The following is a 16,736-nucleotide window of genomic DNA, read 5'->3' as shown; positions in this document are numbered from 1 at the left end:
CGGGATGTCCGTTTTGAGGACTAAAAACGCTCTTCCCTCGTCCTCAAAACGGACATCCCGCCGCCGCCCCGCGCCCAGCCGACGGTTTTGACCCCCGCCAACCCGCGCTACACCCGCCAGCCCGCGCTACCCCCGCGCTGCAGACTCCCGGAACCGGTTGGTAATTGGCAGCCGCCGGTCACGCCCGAACGCTTTGAACGAGATCTTTGTGCCGGGCGCCGACTGGCGGCGCTTGTATTCGGCCGAGTCGATCAGCCGGAGCACCCGGTCGACGAGGGCCGGGTCGTGGCCCGCGGCGACCAGGTCGTCACGGCCGAGGTCGCCGTCGACGTAGCCGGCGATGATCGGGTCGAGCACCTCGTAGGGCGGGAGGGAGTCCGTGTCAAGCTGGCCCGGCCGCAACTCTGCGCTGGGCGGCTTGACGATCGAGCTGTCGGGGATGACCGGCGAGACCGTGTTGCGCCACCGGGCGAGCCGCCAGACCAGGAGCTTGGGCACGTCTTTGAGCGGGTTGAACGCGCCGACGGAGTCGCCGTAGAGCGTGGAGTAACCCACGGCGAGCTCGCTCTTGTTGCCCGTGGTCAGCACGAGGTGACCCTCCTGATTGGAGATTGCCATGAGGATCACTGCGCGCACCCGGGCCTGCAGGTTCTCGACGGCGAGCCCGGACAGGTTGAGGTTGGCCAGGAACGCGTCGACCATGTGCTGGATGGGCTCCACGCGGTAGTCGATGCCGAGGTTTTTGGCCAGCTGGGCCGCGTCGTCGCGGGAGTGCTGAGACGAATGGGCGCTGGGCATTGACACGCCGACGACGTTTTCGACGCCGACCGCGTCGGCTGCGATGGTCGCGACGACTGCGGAGTCGATGCCGCCGGACACCGCGACGACGGCCGACTTGGCGCCGTTTTTGCGGATGTAGTCGCGCAGCCCGAGCACCAGCGCGGCCCACACCTCGGCCTCGTCGATGAGCCGGTCGGCGATCCCCGCGTCGGCGTGGCCGGGCGCGGGTGTCCACGCCGTCTGCACCGGCACGTAGCGCACCGACATCGGGCCGTCGGCGACCACCTCACCCACCGATCCGCCACCGCCGCCTGCCGAATCCCTGCCCGTGCCTGTCGGAGAATCCGAGCCGCCGGTTGCCGGAGAAGACGAGCCCGACCTGCCCAGCAGGCCGCCGCCCGACTCGCCCGCGCCGTCTGGTTCTGCCGCGCCGTCTGGTTCTGTCGCGCCGTCTGGTGCCCCCGTGCCGGCCCGACGATGTGCGCCCGCGAGCGGGACGTCGATGTCGTGGATGAGCAGGGCCTCGGCGAACTGCGGCCCGCGCGCCAGGACCTCGCCGCCCGCGGTCACGATCATCGAGTCGCCGTCGAAGGTGAGCTCGTCCTGCCCGCCGACCATGTTGACGTAAGCGATGGTCGCGCCGGCCTCGGCCGCGCGCCGCTGGACCAACGGCAGGCGCACATCGTCCTTGTTGAGCTCGTAGGGCGAGCCGTTGATGTTGAGCACCAGCCCGACCCCCGCCGCGCCCGCCGCCGCGAACGGCCCGCCCGCCTGCCACAGGTCTTCGCAGATGGTGAGGGCGATGTCGACCTCGGCCCCGTCGGCGAACCCGGCCCGCAGGATGGTCAGCGTGTCGCCGGGCACGAAATAGCGGTCCTCGTCGAACACGCCGTAGTTGGGCAGGTGGTGCTTGTAGTAGCGGGCGACGATCTCGCCCCGGTGCAGGATGGCCATGGCGTTGCGCGGCCCGACCGTGGCCGTGGTGACGGCGCCGAGCTTGCCCGGCCCGTCGGCATCGAGGAACCCGACCGCGACCACAAGCTCGCCGAACCCGTCGGCAACCAGCTCACCGGCCAGCCGCTGCACGGCCGTCTGGGACGCACGCACGAAAGACTCGCGGAACACCAGGTCTTCCGGCGGGTACCCAGTGATCATCAGCTCCGGGAAGGCGATGAGGTGCGCGGAAGCGGCGGCCGCGCGGGCGACTCCCTCCCGGACGAGCAGGGCGTTGCCGGTGAGGTCACCGACCGTCGGGTTGACCTGAGCGAGAGCGACACGCAACCGAGCCATGCCCCCAGTCTCCCACTCCCCACCGGCAGTCTGTCGCGCCCCACTTTGACCATGAGGTTGATGTCACGACACGCCGTCGAGCATGGACGTAAGTTCATGATCGACGCGAAATCCATCTAATCGCGGGGGAGTTCCAGGTCGGTGAGTTTTGGTTGTCCAAGGTGGACGCGGATGTCGTCGACGAGGTGGGCGCATTTGCGGTCGGCGATGTGCACCTTGTACTGGTTCAGGGTGACCGAGATCAAGTATCGATTCCGGTCCGCCGTCACCATGTGGTAGTAGATCGCGCCCCGTTCGACGTCGAGCACCAGCCGGATCAGGTCGCCCGAGCCCAGCGTGCGGAACTCCTCGTTGAGGCGGCGCAGGATGCCCTCGATCGTCTCGCCATGCCGCCTGTATTCGTCGCGCCGCTGGTAGGGTTCGACGACGTCGTGGAACCGGGACAGCTGCGGATGGTCCAGCAGGTCGAGCGTCATCACGCACCGGCCGTCGACGTGGTACGCAACATAGTGAAGATCGTCAACGCTCATGGCCTTGACGATCATATCGATCACCGGGTTGTGCGTTCCCGCGCGAAATGGCGGGTGCCGTTCGATCTTCACCTGGTTGGGATCGGCCGGCTGATGCGGCGCCGGAAGCTCCTGCGGCACGTCATAGCGGGCCCGCCCGACATAGAGCGCGCCGACCGACGCCACCCCGAGTCCGATCACGACGGTCGGGATGCCGAACCCCTCCGGCACCGGCCACACCGTCATCGCGAAGCCCAGGGCCGCGACGGCCAGCCCGCCCGCGGTCAGGCCCAGCGACATGATGAGCCGCGCCGTCATGCGCACCGGCCTGGCGTAGTACAGCAGCAGCGCGATCGGCCCGACGATCAGGATCAGGCTGAGCGCCAATCTGAAGTCGTAGTTTTCGCCCGTGATCCGGGACACCACGAACTCGCTCGTGATCGGCAACAGCAGCGATGCGCCAAGGAAAATGGCGAGCCTGCGGCTCCAGGTGGTGGCCATGGCCGTGACCGTCCTCTTTGTATGAAGGGTGAGGACAGCGACCGTACCCGATGCCTAGGGACGTTTGGTGAGCCTGCTCAAAGTCATGTCCACCAGCTTGAGTGGATCGGACACCTCGCCCGTGCCGAGCTCGCGCAGCACGGACAGCACCTGTCCCGCGCGGCGCAGCGTGACCACACCCGACGTGGTCTGCCCGCCGCCGGTGAGGGTGAGCTTGAGCGCATACGTGTCGGCGTCGACGTGATGCTCCTCGACCTGGACGCGCACCGGGGTGCCGTCGTCGAGCCGGCCCTGGAAGTCGTGGCACTGCCCGCCGAGCTGGCGCAGCTGCCGCATCGTCGCGTCCGCCCCGTCGCCCGCGAACGACGCGAGCACCTGGCTCAGGTCGGTCGGGCCGCGCAGATTGGAGCTCGCCTGGCCGGTCGCCTCGCCGGCCCGGACCTGGCGCAGCAGAGTGTCCGGGTCGAGCAGCGCTGAGCACTTCTCCGGGGCCGGAAGCCGGCGGACGGTGGCTTTCGGCGCCTCTATATGGGTACCCCCTAAATCAACGGGTTTTAGAACGGCCTGTTCCAGCTCGGGCTGGCTGGCAGACAGCGTCCCGGGCTCGTGCCGGATTTCAGGGGGTGCCATGCGCGGAGTCGATCGGCTGCTCAACGAGCCGGCGAGGGTCAGTGCCGTCAACAGAAGCACGCCCAGCGCGGAGCCGCCGGCGACGGCACGCCGGCTCATCGCGGGCCGCTTGCGGTGCCGACTCCTGGACATGCCCAATCAACGTTCGCGCCTATGCAGGGGTTGCGCCAATCGGGAACTCACTCGCGCGTTAATCTGCGCGTAATAGCGCCGTGGAAGGGTGAAATCGTGGACCGTCAGCAGGAGTTTGTGCTTCGCACGCTCGAGGAGCGTGACATCCGGTTTGTCCGGCTGTGGTTCACCGATGTGCTCGGGACCCTCAAGTCGGTCAGCGTGGCGCCGGCCGAGCTCGAAGCCGCCTTCGACGAGGGCATCGGGTTCGACGGGTCGGCGATCGAGGGGTTTGCCCGGGTCTATGAGTCCGACATGATCGCTATGCCGGATCCGACGACGTTCCAGGTGTTCCCCTTCGAGGGCGGGTCGTCGGGGGAGAGCGCGCGCATGTTCTGCGACATCCTGATGCCCGACGGCACGGCCAGCTGGGCCGATCCGCGCTATGTGCTGCGCCGCGCGCTGTCCAAGGCCGCGGACAAGGGCTTCACCTTCTACACCCATCCCGAGATCGAGTTCTTCCTGCTCGAAAACGGCCCGATCGACGGGTCCGTGCCCAAGCCGGTCGACAGCGGCGGCTACTTCGACCACACGACGCACGCCGTGGCCCGCGATTTCCGCCGCCAGGCCGTGCTGGCGCTGGAGCGGATCGGCATCTCGGTCGAGTTCAGCCATCACGAGGTCGCGCCCGGCCAGCAGGAGATCGACCTGCGGTATGCGGACGCGCTCACCACCGCCGACAACATCATGACGTTCCGGCACGTGATGCGCGAGGTGGCGCTGACGCACGGGGTCCGGGCCACGTTCATGCCCAAGCCGTTCACCGATCAGCCCGGCAACGGCATGCACACCCACCTGTCGCTGTTCGAGGGCGAGCGCAACGCCTTCCACGATCCGGCCGACCCGCACAAGCTGTCCAAGACGGCCAAGGCGTTCATCGCCGGGGTGCTCGCGCACGCGCGCGAGTTCACGGCCGTGACCAACCAGTGGGTCAACTCCTACAAGCGGCTGTTCCCGGCGACCATCCCGGATCGGATCGCCGAGGCGCCCGCCTATGTGTGCTGGGGCCACCTCAACCGGTCGGCGTTGGTGCGCGTGCCCGCCTACGGCAAGCCCAACTCGGCCCGCGTCGAGGTCCGCTCGCTGGACTCGGCCTGCAATCCGTACCTCGCTTTTGCGGTTCTGCTCGGTGCTGGTTTAAAAGGCATTGAGGAGGGGTACGAGTTGCCGCCCGGCGCTGAGGACGACGTGTGGTCACTGTCCAATGCGGAACGCCGGGCCATGGGTTATTCGACACTGCCGGATAACCTGTCCGAGGCGATCGACGTGATGGCCGGCTCGGAGCTGGTCGCCGATGTGCTCGGGGAGCACGTGTTCGACTTCTTCCTGCGCAACAAGCGCGCGGAGTGGGAGGAATACCGGCGCGAGGTCACGCCTTACGAGCGCATCAAATATCTCGGAGCGCTGTAGCACATATTTCGATGAGCCGTTGCCGCAGCGGGGCCGCCCGCCGGGCGTTGGCTCGTTGCGCGGCGGCGTATTCAGCCCGCCCCTCGGGCGTTTCGATGCGCACCGGCGCATAGCCCAGATCGGCCAGATCGTAGGGGCTGGCCCGCATGTCCAGCGCGCGGATGTCCAGGGCCAGCTCGAAGCAGTCGGCGATCAGCTCGCTGGGCGCCACAGTGTACAACTTGTATGACCATTTATAAAGGTCCATATTTGCGTGGAGGCAGCCCGGCTGGTCGAGCTCGATCTGGCTTTCCCGCGTGGGCGTCAGCACATTGAGCGGGCGGGCCGCCGGGGTGAAGAACCGGAACGCGTCGAAGTGGCTGCAGTGCACGCCGCGCTCCTCGACCACCGCCGCCGTCCGCTCCGGGGACAGGCGCAGCGGCCAGGCGTTGTGGCGCAACTCCTGCTGGCTCTGCCGGTAGACCATGGCCCACTCGTGCATCCCGAAGCAGCCGAAGTGGCCGGGGCGATTCGCGGTCGCGACAAGCAGGTCGTGGATCCAGCGGACGGAATCGCGCCGGACTTTCACGGGCTCGCCGCCGCTCTCGCCGAGGCCCGGATGCCAGCGGCGCAACTGCGCCGGGCGAAACGAGTAGTAGGTGAACAGGAAGTCGAGCACCGGATGCTTGATCCCGCTGCGCCGGCGGGCAAGGTGGTCGCCGATCAGCGCGTCGACCCGCCGCTCGTGCGCGCGCCGGCGCTCCTCCCAGTCGGGCTCCAGCGATTCCACCGGTCAAGGTTAACGGCGGGCTTGTCGCGGGTACTCCATCGAGCTCACTGTGCGGGGAGGGGGCCATGACACCTCTAGCCATGATCTCGGTGCTTTTCGTGATGCTCCTCACCGGAGCCACCCAGCCATCACCTTCGCTGGACACGAACACCAAGCAGGTGTGCGAGCAGAGCCGCAGGACGGTCGACGAGGGCATGAAATCGCTCACCGCGGAGCTCGACCGGGCCGGGACGGCCGCGACCGGCGGGGACCGCGCGACAGCCGACAGGCACGTCAAGCAATCCGGCACGGTCCTGACAGAGCTGGCTGGCAAGCTGCGCGAGCACGGTGAGCAGGCGCGCAACCAGGAGCTCAGGTCCGCGATCGACGACATGGCCAAGGAGCTGGACGCCCTGGGCACCGGCCTGACCGGGCTGACCGCGCTGCAAGACCTCGACACCGACCATCTGGAGGGGCTCGCCGAACGGGTGGCGGAGATCTGCGGTACCAACTGATCTCTTAGATTGGTCGGGTGCGGATAGCTCGATTTGTACATCCCGGTGGCATGTCCTTCGGCCTCGTCGAGGGCGAAAGCGCGGCCGGCGAGACCATCGTGGCCATTGAGGGCCACCCGTTCGCCGAGATCAAACGGACGGAGCAGCGCTGGGCGCTGGCCGACGTGCGGCTGCTTTCGCCGATCCTGCCCAGCAAGGTGGTGTGCGTCGGGCGAAACTACGCCGAGCACGCCGCTGAGCACGGCTCAGACGTCCCCAAGGAGCCGCTGCTGTTCCTGAAGCCCAGCACGTCGGTTATCGGGCCACACGATGCGATCAGGCTGCCGCCGCAGTCCCAGCAGGTCGAGCACGAGGCGGAGCTGGCGGTCGTGATCGGGGCCAGCGGTGCGCGGCGGGTGGACCGTTCTCAGGCGGCGCGGGCGATATTCGGATATACCTGCGCAAATGACGTGACGGCGCGCGACCTGCAGCGGTCGGACGGGCAGTGGACCAGGGCCAAGGGGTTCGACTCGTTCTGCCCGCTCGGCCCGTGGATCACCACGGATGCGGACGTCAGCGATGCCGAGGTCAGGTGCGAGGTCAATGAGGAGGTACGCCAGCTGGGCCGGACCAAGGACATGGTCTTCGACGTGCCCACGCTCATCTCGTATGTGTCGCACATCATGACCCTGCTGCCGGGTGACGTGATCCTCACCGGCACCCCCGCCGGGGTATCGCCGCTGAACAACGGCGATGTCGTCAGCGTCCGGGTCGCCGGGCTGGGGGAGCTGCGTAACCCGGTGCTGACACTCTGAGCGGTTTTGGATTTGGTCCGGGCGCGGCTGGTCGGGTAAAGTTCACTCCCGGCGCGGCCGCGGCCGGGCCTTTGGGGTATGGGGTAATTGGCAGCCCAACTGATTCTGGTTCAGTTAGTCTAGGTTCGAGTCCTGGTACCCCAGCGGGCAACGCCTGCTGGATCTGCTAAGCTTCAGCAGCTTTGACCAAGCAAGCACGTGCAACAGCAGCAAGTCAGTCCTGGCCCCGTCGTCTAGCGGCCTAGGACGCCGCCCTCTCAAGGCGGTAGCGAGGGTTCGAATCCCTTCGGGGCTACAGCGGCGGCTCACGCTATTCGCTGACCTAGCGGTCAGCTCGCGTGGGCCGCTTTCGCATTTTGTCGCGGGGGCCGAGCCCCCGCGCTCCCCCACGTTGCCGTAGCCGGGCGCGCGGGTCGGGAGGAGTTCAGCGGGGGGCGCACTGTCCAGTGTGGAGCGCGAGACCCGGGGCGGGTGGTCGCGCGGTGGTCGGTTCGTGTGCCGTCAGCTGCGCTGCGAGGTTTCAAGGGTGGCCGTGTGGGGCTCGGGTTTCGCCGCGCCGCTCAGGTAGTCACCGGGTTTCCGCGGCGCCTGCGGGGTCGCCGCCCGGTTTGCGCCACAGCCCGCCCAGAGCCGTTCGGCTAGCCCACACCCGAAGCTCGGCGGCCCAGCCGTGCCGCAACGGTGATCCGGCCAGCCTGTGGACAAAGCCGTTTGCCGCAGCCGTCCCGTATGGCCTGCCGGGGTTCACTACTGGCTGTGCCGCTAGCGCGGCCGCTGTCATCCGGTGTCCAGTCGTACACAACAGTGATCCGGCCTGCTCCCGCCCGAACCCTTTGCCGCGGCCGTCGGATGGCCCGCCCAGATCTCGCCGTAGACCGTTCGGTTAGCCCGCACCCGACCCGCATGAGCCGCCCGAATTCGCGCACGCCTTCACCGCAGACTGCGCCGCTAGCCAGGCGGGCCCTGCCGTGCCGAAACGGTGATCCGGCGGGCCGGCGTGGGAAGCCGTTTGCCAGAGCCGTCCTGGATTTACCACGGGCCGTGGGCGGCCCGGAGCCCGTGCCGCAACAGTGATCCGGTCGGCGCCTCCGCGAAACCGCTTGCCCGGCCGTGCTTGCCGATGGCGCGCCGGCCACGCCTTTGAGCCCGTTGCTTCGCAGCCTAAGCCGGGGCGGCGGCTACGGCGAAGTTCGTGTGGCGGCCGGGATTGCGATCTCCATCGAGCCATCCGAATGCGCAAAGGTTTCGCTCTGCCTTCCGGACCGCTTGCCACACCGGTGATCGGCGGCTCACAGCCCCGACAGTCGTTGCCCCGCCCTGACCACGGCCATGGCATGCCTGTCGCCGGGGCGTCGGCCGAGTCGCTCGATCGGGCCGGACACGCTGATCGCCGCGATGACCCGGCCCGTCCGGTCGCGGATCGGCGCGCTCACTGAAGCGACGCCAGGCTCCCGCTCGGCAACGGATTGAGCCCAGCCACGCCGCCGGACTTCCGCAAGAGTGCGGCCGGTGAATCGGCAGCGGGGCAGTAGAGGCATCACCGCTTCCGGCGGCTCCCACGCGAGCAGGATTTGCGCTGCTGAACCGGCCGTCATTGGCAGGATCGCACCCACTGGGACGGTGTCGCGAAGACCACTGGCCCGCTCGGCGGCGGCGACGCAGATGCGTTCGTCGGCGCGCCGCAAGTAAAGCTGGGCGCTCTCGCCGGTCGCGTCGCGCAGCGCTGCGAGCAGCGGTTCGGCGGCCGACAAAAGGACATCGGGCGCGGCATTGGCCAATTCTCCAAGCCGTGGCCCGGGTCGCCATCGCCCCTGCGCGTCGCGCACGAGAATCCGGTGTATTTCCAGCGCCTGTGCAAGCCGGTGCGCCGTTGCCCGCGGCAGTTTGGTGCGTTCGACGAGTTCGGCAAGGCTCGCGCCATCGACGCAGGCGGCAAGGATCACGACCGCCTTGTCAAGCACGCCAACGCCAGACATACTGTGTCCCACGAACCGAAATATACTTCCCAAGTTGTGGGATGTCCAGATGGTGGGAGACACCAGTGAGCAGGACCCTTGCCCAGAAGGTCTGGGACTCGCACGTAGTCAGAAAAGCCGACGGGGAGCCCGATCTCCTCTACATCGACCTGCATCTGCTGCATGAGGTGACCAGCCCGCAGGCCTTCGATGGACTGCGGATCGCCGGTCGCAAGGTGAGACGACCGGACCTCACGATCGCGACCGAGGACCACAACACCCCGACCGACAATCTCCTCACGATCAGCGATCCCGTGTCGCGTACCCAAATTGAAACTCTCCGGAGAAACTGCGAAGAGTTCGGGATCAGGCTCCACCCGCTCGGCGACCCGGAGCAGGGTGTCGTTCACGTCATGGGGCCGCAGCGGGGCCTGACCCAGCCCGGCATGACGATCGTGTGCGGCGACTCGCACACCTCGACCCACGGCGCCTTTGGCGCGCTTGCCTTCGGCATCGGCACGTCCGAGGTCGAGCACGTGCTCGCGACCCAGACCCTGCCGCAAAACACGCCCAAGCAGATGGCGGTGACCGTCACCGGCGAGCTCCCGCCCGGCATCACCGCCAAGGATCTGATCCTCGCGCTCATCACGCAGGTCGGCACGGGCGGCGGCCGCGGCCACGTCGTGGAATACCGCGGCCCGGCGATCGAGAAGCTGTCCATGGAAGGCCGGATGACCGTCTCCAACATGTCCATCGAGTGGGGCGCCAAGGCCGGTCTGATCGCGCCGGACGACACGACCTATGCCTGGCTTGAGGGCCGGACGTTCGCGCCCAAGGGACGCGATTGGGAGGCCGCGCTGGACGCCTGGCGCGCGCTACCGTCCGATCCGGACGCTGTGTTCGACTCGGAGGTCACGCTCGACGCGGGCACGCTCAGCCCGTTCGTCACGTGGGGCACCAACCCCGGCCAGGGCGCGCCGCTGTCGGCCTCCGTGCCCGACCCGGAGTCGTTCCAGTCAGAGGCCGAGCGGGCCGCCGCCCGGCGCGCGCTGGAATACATGGACCTTCGCCCGGGTGTCCCGCTGCGTGAGGTCGCGGTCGACGTCGTGTTCGTCGGCTCGTGCACCAACGGGCGCCTGGAGGATCTGCGCCTGGCGGCCGACGTCCTGCGCGGCCGCAAGGTCGCCGACGGCGTGCGCATGATGATTGTCCCCGGCTCGGCCGCGGTCCGCGCTCAAGCCGAATCCGAGGGCCTGCACGAGGTGTTCACGGCGGCCGGGGCGGAGTGGCGCTTCGCCGGGTGCTCGATGTGCCTTGGCATGAACCCCGACACGCTCAAGCCCGGCCAGCGGTCCGCCTCCACGTCCAACCGCAACTTCGAAGGGCGGCAGGGCAAGGGCGGCCGCACTCACCTCGTGTCCCCTGCCGTCGCAGCAGCCACCGCCGTCGTGGGTCGCCTCGCCGCCCCGGCAGACTTGTGAGGTAGCAAGAATGGAAAAGTTCACCGCCCATGTTGGAACAGCTGTTCCATTGCGACGCTCCAACGTGGACACAGACCAAATCATCCCGGCGGTGTATCTCAAGCGCGTGACCCGCACGGGTTTCGAGGACGGGCTGTTCGCCGCGTGGCGCGAGGATCCTGATTTCGTACTGAACAACCCGGCCTACGCCGGGGCGACGATTCTGGTTGCCGGGCCGGAGTTCGGCACCGGCTCGTCCCGCGAGCACGCTGTGTGGGCACTGTGCGACTACGGTTTCCGGGTCGTCATCTCGCCCCGTTACGGAGATATCTTTCGGGGTAACTCGTTGAAGCAGGGTCTGCTGACCGTTGAGTTGCCGGTCGAGGCGGTCGAGGAACTCTGGGATCTGGTCGAGAGCCGTCCGACCACGACGGTCGAGGTCGACCTGGAAGCCTTGGAAGTCAGGGCCGATGGCCGTGTCTGGGGTTTCACCTTGGACAGTTTCAGCAGGTGGCGCCTGCTCGAAGGGCTGGACGACATCGGCCTGACGCTGCGCCACGAGGATCGCATCTCCGCCTTCGAAACCCAGCGTCCCGCCTGGGGTGTGGTTGTCTCCTGACGGCTTCGGTTAGACGAACGGTCGCGTCCCCAGGGGCGCGGCCGTTCGTTATTTGTGCGACACAACGGATTATTTTTGACCGTCCTATTGGCATGTTGGCGTACAAGCGTTTACTGTGCGCCATAAGTGGCACTAAGCACAACACCTGTCCGCAGGGACATAACCGGAGGAAGAAATGAACAAGAGCGAACTCATCGACGCGATCGCCGCGCACCCGGGCGTGACCGACAAGAAGACGGCATCGGCCGTTCTCGAGGCAACGCTCAGCGAGATCCAGGGCGCCGTCACGAAGGGGGAGAAGGTTTCCCTCACCGGCTTTGGTGTTTTCGAGCGCCGTGCCCGCGCCGCCCGCATGGCCCGCAACCCGCGCACGGGTGAGGCCGTCAAGGTGAAGAAGACGACGGTTCCGGCGTTCCGGCCGGGCGCCGGCTTCAAGGAGACTGTCGCGTCTGGCAAGGCGCCGGCCGCCCCGGCGAAGAAGGCCGCTGCCAAGAAGACCGCGACCGCCGCCACGAAGAAGGCTGCTGCCCCGGCGAAGAAGGCCGCCACCAAGGCGACCGCGACCAAGGCCACGGCGAAGAAGACCGCCGCCAAGGCGCCTGCGAAGAAGGCCGCCAAGAAGACGGTTGCCGCGACCGTGAAGAAGACCGCGACCAAGGCTACGGCGAAGAAGACCGCCGCCAAGGCGCCCGCCAAGAGGGCTGCTAAGCGCTAAGCTCGCGGGTTTCCCCAGTCCCGCCGGCCCCTCGCCGGCGGGACTATTTATTTGCGCAGCGGATTATTTGCGCAGCGGACGGCGTTCCACGCTGCGCGCCGAAAAACCTGGTTGTGAGGAACTCGGCCCGGACACGGCGGATCGCCGCCCGCTCCCGCTCATGCAGCCGGCCCGCCGTCACCGCAAGCCCTGGCTCGTCGCCGAACGACAGCCAAATCTCCGCCGCCACAGCGGCGTCCTGATGCTCGCCGAGCAGATCCTGCATGGCCGCCAGGGATCGTGCGAGCTTGCCCCGCCGGTTGACCGCCTCGGCCGCATAACGCGCGCGTTTGGTCAGGATGCGCACCTCGTGCCACTGCTCATCCGGCGATTCCATCGTCAGCGTGGAAGCCTTGTCCGTCAAGCCGCTCACGCTCGGCGCGACCAGCGGCCGACGCGCCCGCTTGGTCAACGGCACCGAGCGCGCAGCCTCGCCGAGCGCCTCGACCAGCGCCAAGTATCGCCTCGTGCGCATCCCGCGCCGCAACGACTCCAGCGCCCGGGCCTGCCGATCCTCCAGCGCGGCGGCAATCGCCGCAACGGCTTCCCGATCCATCGGCGCCAGTGGATCCTGCTCGGCCGTGCGAACCAGCCTGGCCCGCAACACCTCCGCGTCCCTCGCCGCCCCGAGCAGCTCGGCGAGCCAGCGCAGCTCGGCGCGCAGCCGCCCGGTCCAGTCGCGGTCCAGCAGCGCGGCAAAGGTCTTGAGATCCGAGCGCAGCCGTCGGCAGCCGACCCGCATCTGGTGCACCGCCGTGTCACCGTCGGGCAGCGGCTCGCCCAGCCGCACCAACGGGTCGTGTTCGAGGATTCGCCGCACTCCCCGCCGGACCGCCTCCGTGACCACCGCGCCAGCCCCTTTTTTATCCGGTACCGCTTCGGTCTCCGGCTGCGCCGCAGGCCCGAGCACCCGCACGAGCTTGGACGGGAAGGCGCCGGGCCGCGCACCCGCGCCGATCAGCGCACTCTCCACAATGGAGCGCTCGTCCCCGGTACCCCCCTCGATCTCAATCTCGCGGAAGGAAACCTCGCCGGAGGTCACCCGATCGTCGGCGAGCTCGCCCCACACGCGGCCCTGGCGGTCGGTGAGGTCATAGACGCGCCGGTCGCTTTGGATGACCGCGACCTTGCGCAGGGCCGCGCCGCGGGTCAGCGAGCACACCAGCCACACCAGGTCGGCCGGCGGCCGCCCCTGCGGCGCGGCAAGCGAGATCTCGTGCCGCACGCCGGGTGTGCCGGTGGGCAGCTTGACCGTCCACGGCTCCTCGTCGCCCACCCGGTAGCGCAGGGTGGCGCCGGCACGGGCCAGCCGCAGGTCGCTCGTGTCAAAGTAGGTGGCTGTCAGCGCCTTGCTCTTGCGCGGCACGAGACCTTTTATCTTCGGGAGGACAAAGGACTCGGCGACATCGAACTTGAGCTCGTCTTCCAGCATCGAATAAGCCTAGCCCGGCCAGGGATTCCCCGGGCTGGGCCAGGCGCAGCCGGGGCGGCGCTGTCAGAACCCTCGTTGATGACACTGATGGTGGTGTTCGGCCCGTCGGCCGGGCTCGAGTTGCGCGAGTCGTCTCCGGCGCCACAGGTCCACCAGCGGGTGCTCTTGTTCTGCACGCAGAGCGTGAGCGCGGTGTGCGCGTTGTCGTGGTCTTCAATCTGCCATGTCATCCAGCTCTGGTCGTCGGCGCCTTCGAACCTGGTCCAGTTGCCGCCGTTGTTCGAATAGACAAACGCCTTGTACCCCGCGACGTGGCTGCGGAACCTGCCGCGGTAGGTGCCGTTGCCGTTGCCGTTGCACCAACCGGACGACGCCTCCTCGGATGCGTACACCGTGCCGTTGATCACCAGTTCCAGGAGGACCGGGTTGTCCTCTCCGGCGCAATAGGCGTGTGCCGTGCCGGGAAGTGCGAGCTGCGCTGCGAACATCGACGCGGCCATTGCGGCCAGCGCCACGAGTGCGCGGAAGCGCCTGGATGTCTTGAGCATTGATCACTCCTTGTCTCCACCGGCGATCGTTCGCCGGTGTCCCGGGAGCGTCGAGCGGGGCTGTTGTGTGGCAGCTGTCCCGCTGTTGTGCGCCGGTTGCCGTCGCGCACCGATGACCCGATGTGCTGGTCAGGCCGGAATTACAACAGGGACACAACAGCCATGCCCTACACCTGTTCCCGCAGGCTCAAACGATGCGCGGTGAGCGCGATGGGAGTACCAGTGGAAGTCAATATCTCGAATCGCGGTGGCCGTCTTTTTGATGTCGGCCATGACCGTCTTGGTGGCAGCGTCCCCGGCGGCGGCGGTGCCGACAGCAGGCTGCGCGATCCAGGTCTCCGACGAGTCCGTGAAAGAAGGTGATGACGGCACGACGACACTGCGTTTCGTGGTGTCGGCATACGGTTGCGGTGCCTGGTCCGTCGAGTATCGGACGGGCGGGCCGTATGGCACCCCACCCGCGTCATCTTCTTCCGACTATATGGCGGTGGCGGGCCGGACCCTGAACTGGAGTCTCGCCGACGTCTCCAAAGACCGTGTGGTCGAGGTGTCCATCGTCGGCGATCTGACCCCCGAGCCCGATGAGCTGATCTGGCTGGAGTTGCTCAACCCGAGCGGTGTCACCGTGGCCGACCCCGTCGGGTCGTCAATGACGATGCCGATACCGGTGACGCCTACACGGAGGAGCTCACCGAGGTGGACGGAGTGAGGCCGGCGGGCGAGCTGTACGTGGAATTGTCCAGGCGCGCGCCCGAGCCCGTGATCGTGCACTATGCGACCGTTGACGGCACAGCGCTCGCAGGCGAGGACTACATTGGCGTGACACGTGGGACGATCACCATCGCGGCCGGTGAGACAGTGGCCGCGATCAGGATCGCGGTCCGCCGGGACCGTCTCGCGGGTGCGCCCGAGCATTTCTACGTGAGGATTTTCGAGCCGTCACTCGGCAGGATCGTGGTCAGCCAGGCGCGGGTGACGATCCCGTTGCCCTGAGCCGATCGCTGAGCCGATCCGCCTCCGCGGACGCGTGCGCCTTGTGGAAGAGGCCGATGGCACACTCCCAATGGTGCGCCGCGTCCGCGGCCCGCCCGCTGGCGTGCGCCAGATCGCCGAGGCCGCGCTGCAGCCGCGCCTCCTCGTAAATGTCGGGGATGCCCTCGCGCAACTTCGCGCTCGCGTCCAGATGCCCCGCCGCCGCCTCGTAATCGCCTTGCAGCAGGCACGCCTCCGCGAGGTGGGTGAGGGTGCGGGCCTCGGCGTGGCGGTGGCCGAGGCGCCGGCTCAAGACCAGCGCCCGGTCGAAATCTTCGATGGCGGTCCTGGGTAAGCCCAGTGCGAGGTGGGTCTGGCCGAGATTGCCCAGCGCGTCCATCTCGTATCTGAGGTCGCCGATGTCCCGGCTGACCGCGAGCGCGTGGTGCAGGTGCTCGATGGAACGGTCGTGCTGTCCCAGGAGCCGGTGGACCGTGCCGAGACTGGCCAGCGAGCCCGCTTCCAGCCGCCGGAACCCGATCACCCGGGCGGAGGAGAGCGCCTGATTCAAGTGCGCCAGACTCTGCTCCAGCTCCCCCGTTCTCATGTGGACATACCCGAGGTTGCGCTGGACGGTGACCGCTCCGAAGGCGTTGCCGGTGCTCGTGTGCAGCCGCAATGACATCTCGAACGCCTCGGCGGCCTCCGCGAAGTGGCGCAGCTCGGCGTTGGCTCCGCCGATGCTGTTGTAGAGCTGGGCAAGCCCGCGTTCGTCGCCAAGCTCCCGCAGCAGCGGCAGCGCACGCAGGTGGCATTCGAGCGCCTCGCTCAGCCGGAATGCCGCCCGGTAGGCGGTGCCCAGCGCGCGATGCATCTCAGCCTCGACTCGCGGATCGCCAAGCTCCTGCGCCGCCCGCACCGCGTGCCGGCACATCTCGATCCGTTCGGGCCAATGCCCGCGTGCGGTGAAGAAGCTCTCCAGTAGGTAGGCCAGCTGGCACGCGGCCCCCGGCTGGCCGTGCTCGCCGACGTATCGGACGATCGGCACGAGGTTGTCCCGCTCCGACTCCAGGAACGCGAGGATCGGCTCATGCGCGGGCGGGAACGGCATTTCGGGCTCCGGATGCCGCAGCGTGGCGGACATCCGATTAAGACTCTTATCCAGTACGCGGCTCGCCTCCCGCGCCACGGTCAGATACCAGTCCAGCATGCGCTCATCGGCCTCCCCGCAGCGCGTGCACGGGATCGTCGTCCAGCGCGCACCGCTGGGCGAACAGCCGGATCAGATCGTGGAACCGATACCGTCCCGGCTCCAGCTCACCGAGCAGGTGCGCCGCGACGACCTCCGCGAAGTCCACAGTGGACACCCCGCACATCGCGGCGGCGAGCGGCGCCGACACGTGCGGCCCCGGGTGCCGACCCAAGCGCCGCAACAGCACACGCGCCGGCTCGGACAGCGCCTGGTACGCAGTGGCGAAGACCGCCTCAACGGTCCGCGCCCCGCCCTCCACGCCCAGGTGGGCCAGCCGGTCGTCGCCGGAGACCTCGTCGGCGAGCGCGCCGATCGCCCGGGACGGCTGGGCGACGAGCTTCGCCGCCGCGATCCGCAGCGCCAGCGGCATGCGCCCGCACAGCGCGGCCAGCCGGG

The 16,736-nt window shown here is 68.1% G+C and carries 16 protein-coding genes, 2 tRNA genes and 1 pseudogene; 10 read left to right on the top strand and 9 right to left on the bottom strand.

Features of this window, described 5'->3' with window-relative positions:
* Positions 1-126 precede the first annotated feature (126 nt).
* The 3 genes from DM816_RS30875 to DM816_RS30865 all read right to left on the bottom strand — a co-directional run bounded on the left by DM816_RS30875 (position 127) and on the right by DM816_RS30865 (position 3,842).
* A complete protein-coding gene (locus DM816_RS30875; protein ID WP_117213902.1) occupies positions 127-2,070 on the bottom strand; it encodes an NAD+ synthase in 1,944 nt (647 codons plus the stop codon).
* A gap of 116 nt (positions 2,071-2,186) precedes the next feature.
* Positions 2,187-3,080: a hypothetical protein gene (locus DM816_RS30870; RefSeq protein ID WP_117213901.1), complete on the bottom strand. Its 894-nt coding sequence runs from the start codon at positions 3,078-3,080 to the stop codon at positions 2,187-2,189.
* A 54-nt stretch (positions 3,081-3,134) separates the two neighbouring features.
* On the bottom strand, positions 3,135-3,842 hold the full coding sequence (locus DM816_RS30865) for a hypothetical protein (RefSeq protein WP_162908017.1): 708 nt from the start codon (positions 3,840-3,842) through the stop codon (positions 3,135-3,137).
* A 96-nt stretch (positions 3,843-3,938) separates the two neighbouring features.
* Here DM816_RS30865 and glnA point away from each other — a divergent pair, with 96 nt between their 5' ends.
* The gene (gene glnA / locus DM816_RS30860; RefSeq protein WP_117213899.1) at positions 3,939-5,291 is read left to right on the top strand and encodes a type I glutamate--ammonia ligase; all 1,353 of its coding nucleotides are present in this window, start codon (positions 3,939-3,941) and stop codon (positions 5,289-5,291) included.
* On the opposite strand, the gene DM816_RS30855 is transcribed toward glnA, so the two are convergent.
* On the bottom strand, positions 5,269-6,060 hold the full coding sequence (locus tag DM816_RS30855; protein WP_117213898.1) for a 3-methyladenine DNA glycosylase: 792 nt from the start codon (positions 6,058-6,060) through the stop codon (positions 5,269-5,271). The two genes, glnA and DM816_RS30855, sit on opposite strands and share 23 nt — an antisense overlap.
* A gap of 65 nt (positions 6,061-6,125) precedes the next feature.
* Here DM816_RS30855 and DM816_RS30850 point away from each other — a divergent pair, with 65 nt between their 5' ends.
* From DM816_RS30850 to DM816_RS30835, 4 genes are all read left to right on the top strand, one after another.
* On the top strand, positions 6,126-6,554 hold the full coding sequence (locus DM816_RS30850; protein WP_162908016.1) for a hypothetical protein: 429 nt from the start codon (positions 6,126-6,128) through the stop codon (positions 6,552-6,554).
* Positions 6,555-6,571: 17 nt separating this feature from the next.
* Positions 6,572-7,348 carry a fumarylacetoacetate hydrolase family protein gene (locus DM816_RS30845; protein ID WP_117213896.1) on the top strand — a complete coding sequence of 259 codons (777 nt, stop codon included), beginning with the start codon at positions 6,572-6,574 and terminating at the stop codon, positions 7,346-7,348.
* A gap of 72 nt (positions 7,349-7,420) precedes the next feature.
* Positions 7,421-7,492 (top strand) — tRNA-Gln (locus DM816_RS30840).
* 78 nt (positions 7,493-7,570) lie between these two features.
* A tRNA-Glu gene (locus tag DM816_RS30835) sits at positions 7,571-7,643 on the top strand.
* A gap of 994 nt (positions 7,644-8,637) precedes the next feature.
* On the opposite strand, the gene DM816_RS30830 is transcribed toward DM816_RS30835, so the two are convergent.
* Entirely contained in the window at positions 8,638-9,324 is a 687-nt protein-coding gene (locus tag DM816_RS30830; protein WP_117213895.1) for an IclR family transcriptional regulator, read from the bottom strand.
* Between the two features lie 41 nt (positions 9,325-9,365).
* On the opposite strand from DM816_RS30830, the gene leuC reads away from it, so the two are divergent.
* The 3 genes from leuC to DM816_RS30815 all read left to right on the top strand — a co-directional run bounded on the left by leuC (position 9,366) and on the right by DM816_RS30815 (position 12,097).
* Positions 9,366-10,784: a 3-isopropylmalate dehydratase large subunit gene (gene leuC, locus DM816_RS30825; RefSeq protein WP_117213894.1), complete on the top strand. Its 1,419-nt coding sequence runs from the start codon at positions 9,366-9,368 to the stop codon at positions 10,782-10,784.
* A 10-nt stretch (positions 10,785-10,794) separates the two neighbouring features.
* Entirely contained in the window at positions 10,795-11,382 is a 588-nt protein-coding gene (gene leuD / locus DM816_RS30820) for a 3-isopropylmalate dehydratase small subunit (RefSeq protein WP_117213893.1), read from the top strand.
* A 175-nt stretch (positions 11,383-11,557) separates the two neighbouring features.
* Complete coding sequence (locus tag DM816_RS30815; protein ID WP_117213892.1) at positions 11,558-12,097, top strand: HU family DNA-binding protein; 540 nt, start codon at positions 11,558-11,560, stop codon at positions 12,095-12,097.
* A gap of 43 nt (positions 12,098-12,140) precedes the next feature.
* Here DM816_RS30815 and DM816_RS30810 read toward each other — a convergent pair whose 3' ends face one another.
* Together DM816_RS30810 and DM816_RS30805 are read right to left on the bottom strand one after the other, a co-directional pair.
* Positions 12,141-13,568, bottom strand: a complete 1,428-nt coding sequence (locus DM816_RS30810; RefSeq protein WP_117213891.1) for a CYTH and CHAD domain-containing protein — start codon at positions 13,566-13,568, stop codon at positions 12,141-12,143.
* The gene (locus DM816_RS30805; RefSeq protein ID WP_117213890.1) at positions 13,511-14,116 is read right to left on the bottom strand and encodes a hypothetical protein; all 606 of its coding nucleotides are present in this window, start codon (positions 14,114-14,116) and stop codon (positions 13,511-13,513) included. Before DM816_RS30805 ends, DM816_RS30810 begins: the two co-directional genes overlap by 58 nt.
* Before the next feature lie 271 nt (positions 14,117-14,387).
* Between DM816_RS30805 and DM816_RS30800 the strand changes: the two genes are divergently transcribed.
* Both DM816_RS30800 and DM816_RS30795 read left to right on the top strand, forming a co-directional pair.
* Complete coding sequence (locus DM816_RS30800) at positions 14,388-14,825, top strand: hypothetical protein (RefSeq protein WP_162908015.1); 438 nt, start codon at positions 14,388-14,390, stop codon at positions 14,823-14,825.
* Positions 14,813-15,109: a Calx-beta domain-containing protein gene (locus DM816_RS30795; RefSeq protein WP_162908014.1), complete on the top strand. Its 297-nt coding sequence runs from the start codon at positions 14,813-14,815 to the stop codon at positions 15,107-15,109. Before DM816_RS30800 ends, DM816_RS30795 begins: the two co-directional genes overlap by 13 nt.
* Here the strand turns inward: DM816_RS30795 and DM816_RS30790 are convergent.
* Together DM816_RS30790 and DM816_RS30785 are read right to left on the bottom strand one after the other, a co-directional pair.
* Positions 15,075-16,232 carry a tetratricopeptide repeat protein gene (locus DM816_RS30790; protein ID WP_162908013.1) on the bottom strand — a complete coding sequence of 386 codons (1,158 nt, stop codon included), beginning with the start codon at positions 16,230-16,232 and terminating at the stop codon, positions 15,075-15,077. The genes DM816_RS30795 and DM816_RS30790 overlap by 35 nt on opposite strands.
* A gap of 70 nt (positions 16,233-16,302) precedes the next feature.
* Positions 16,303-16,736, bottom strand: a pseudogene (locus DM816_RS30785) (SARP family transcriptional regulator); the annotation flags it as partial.

Source organism: Allorhizocola rhizosphaerae, from assembly GCF_003426775.1.
Taxonomy (GTDB): domain Bacteria; phylum Actinomycetota; class Actinomycetes; order Mycobacteriales; family Micromonosporaceae; genus Allorhizocola; species Allorhizocola rhizosphaerae.
The sequence above is the reverse complement of the archived record's forward strand: the minus strand, read 5'-3'. Positions and strand labels throughout refer to the sequence as shown.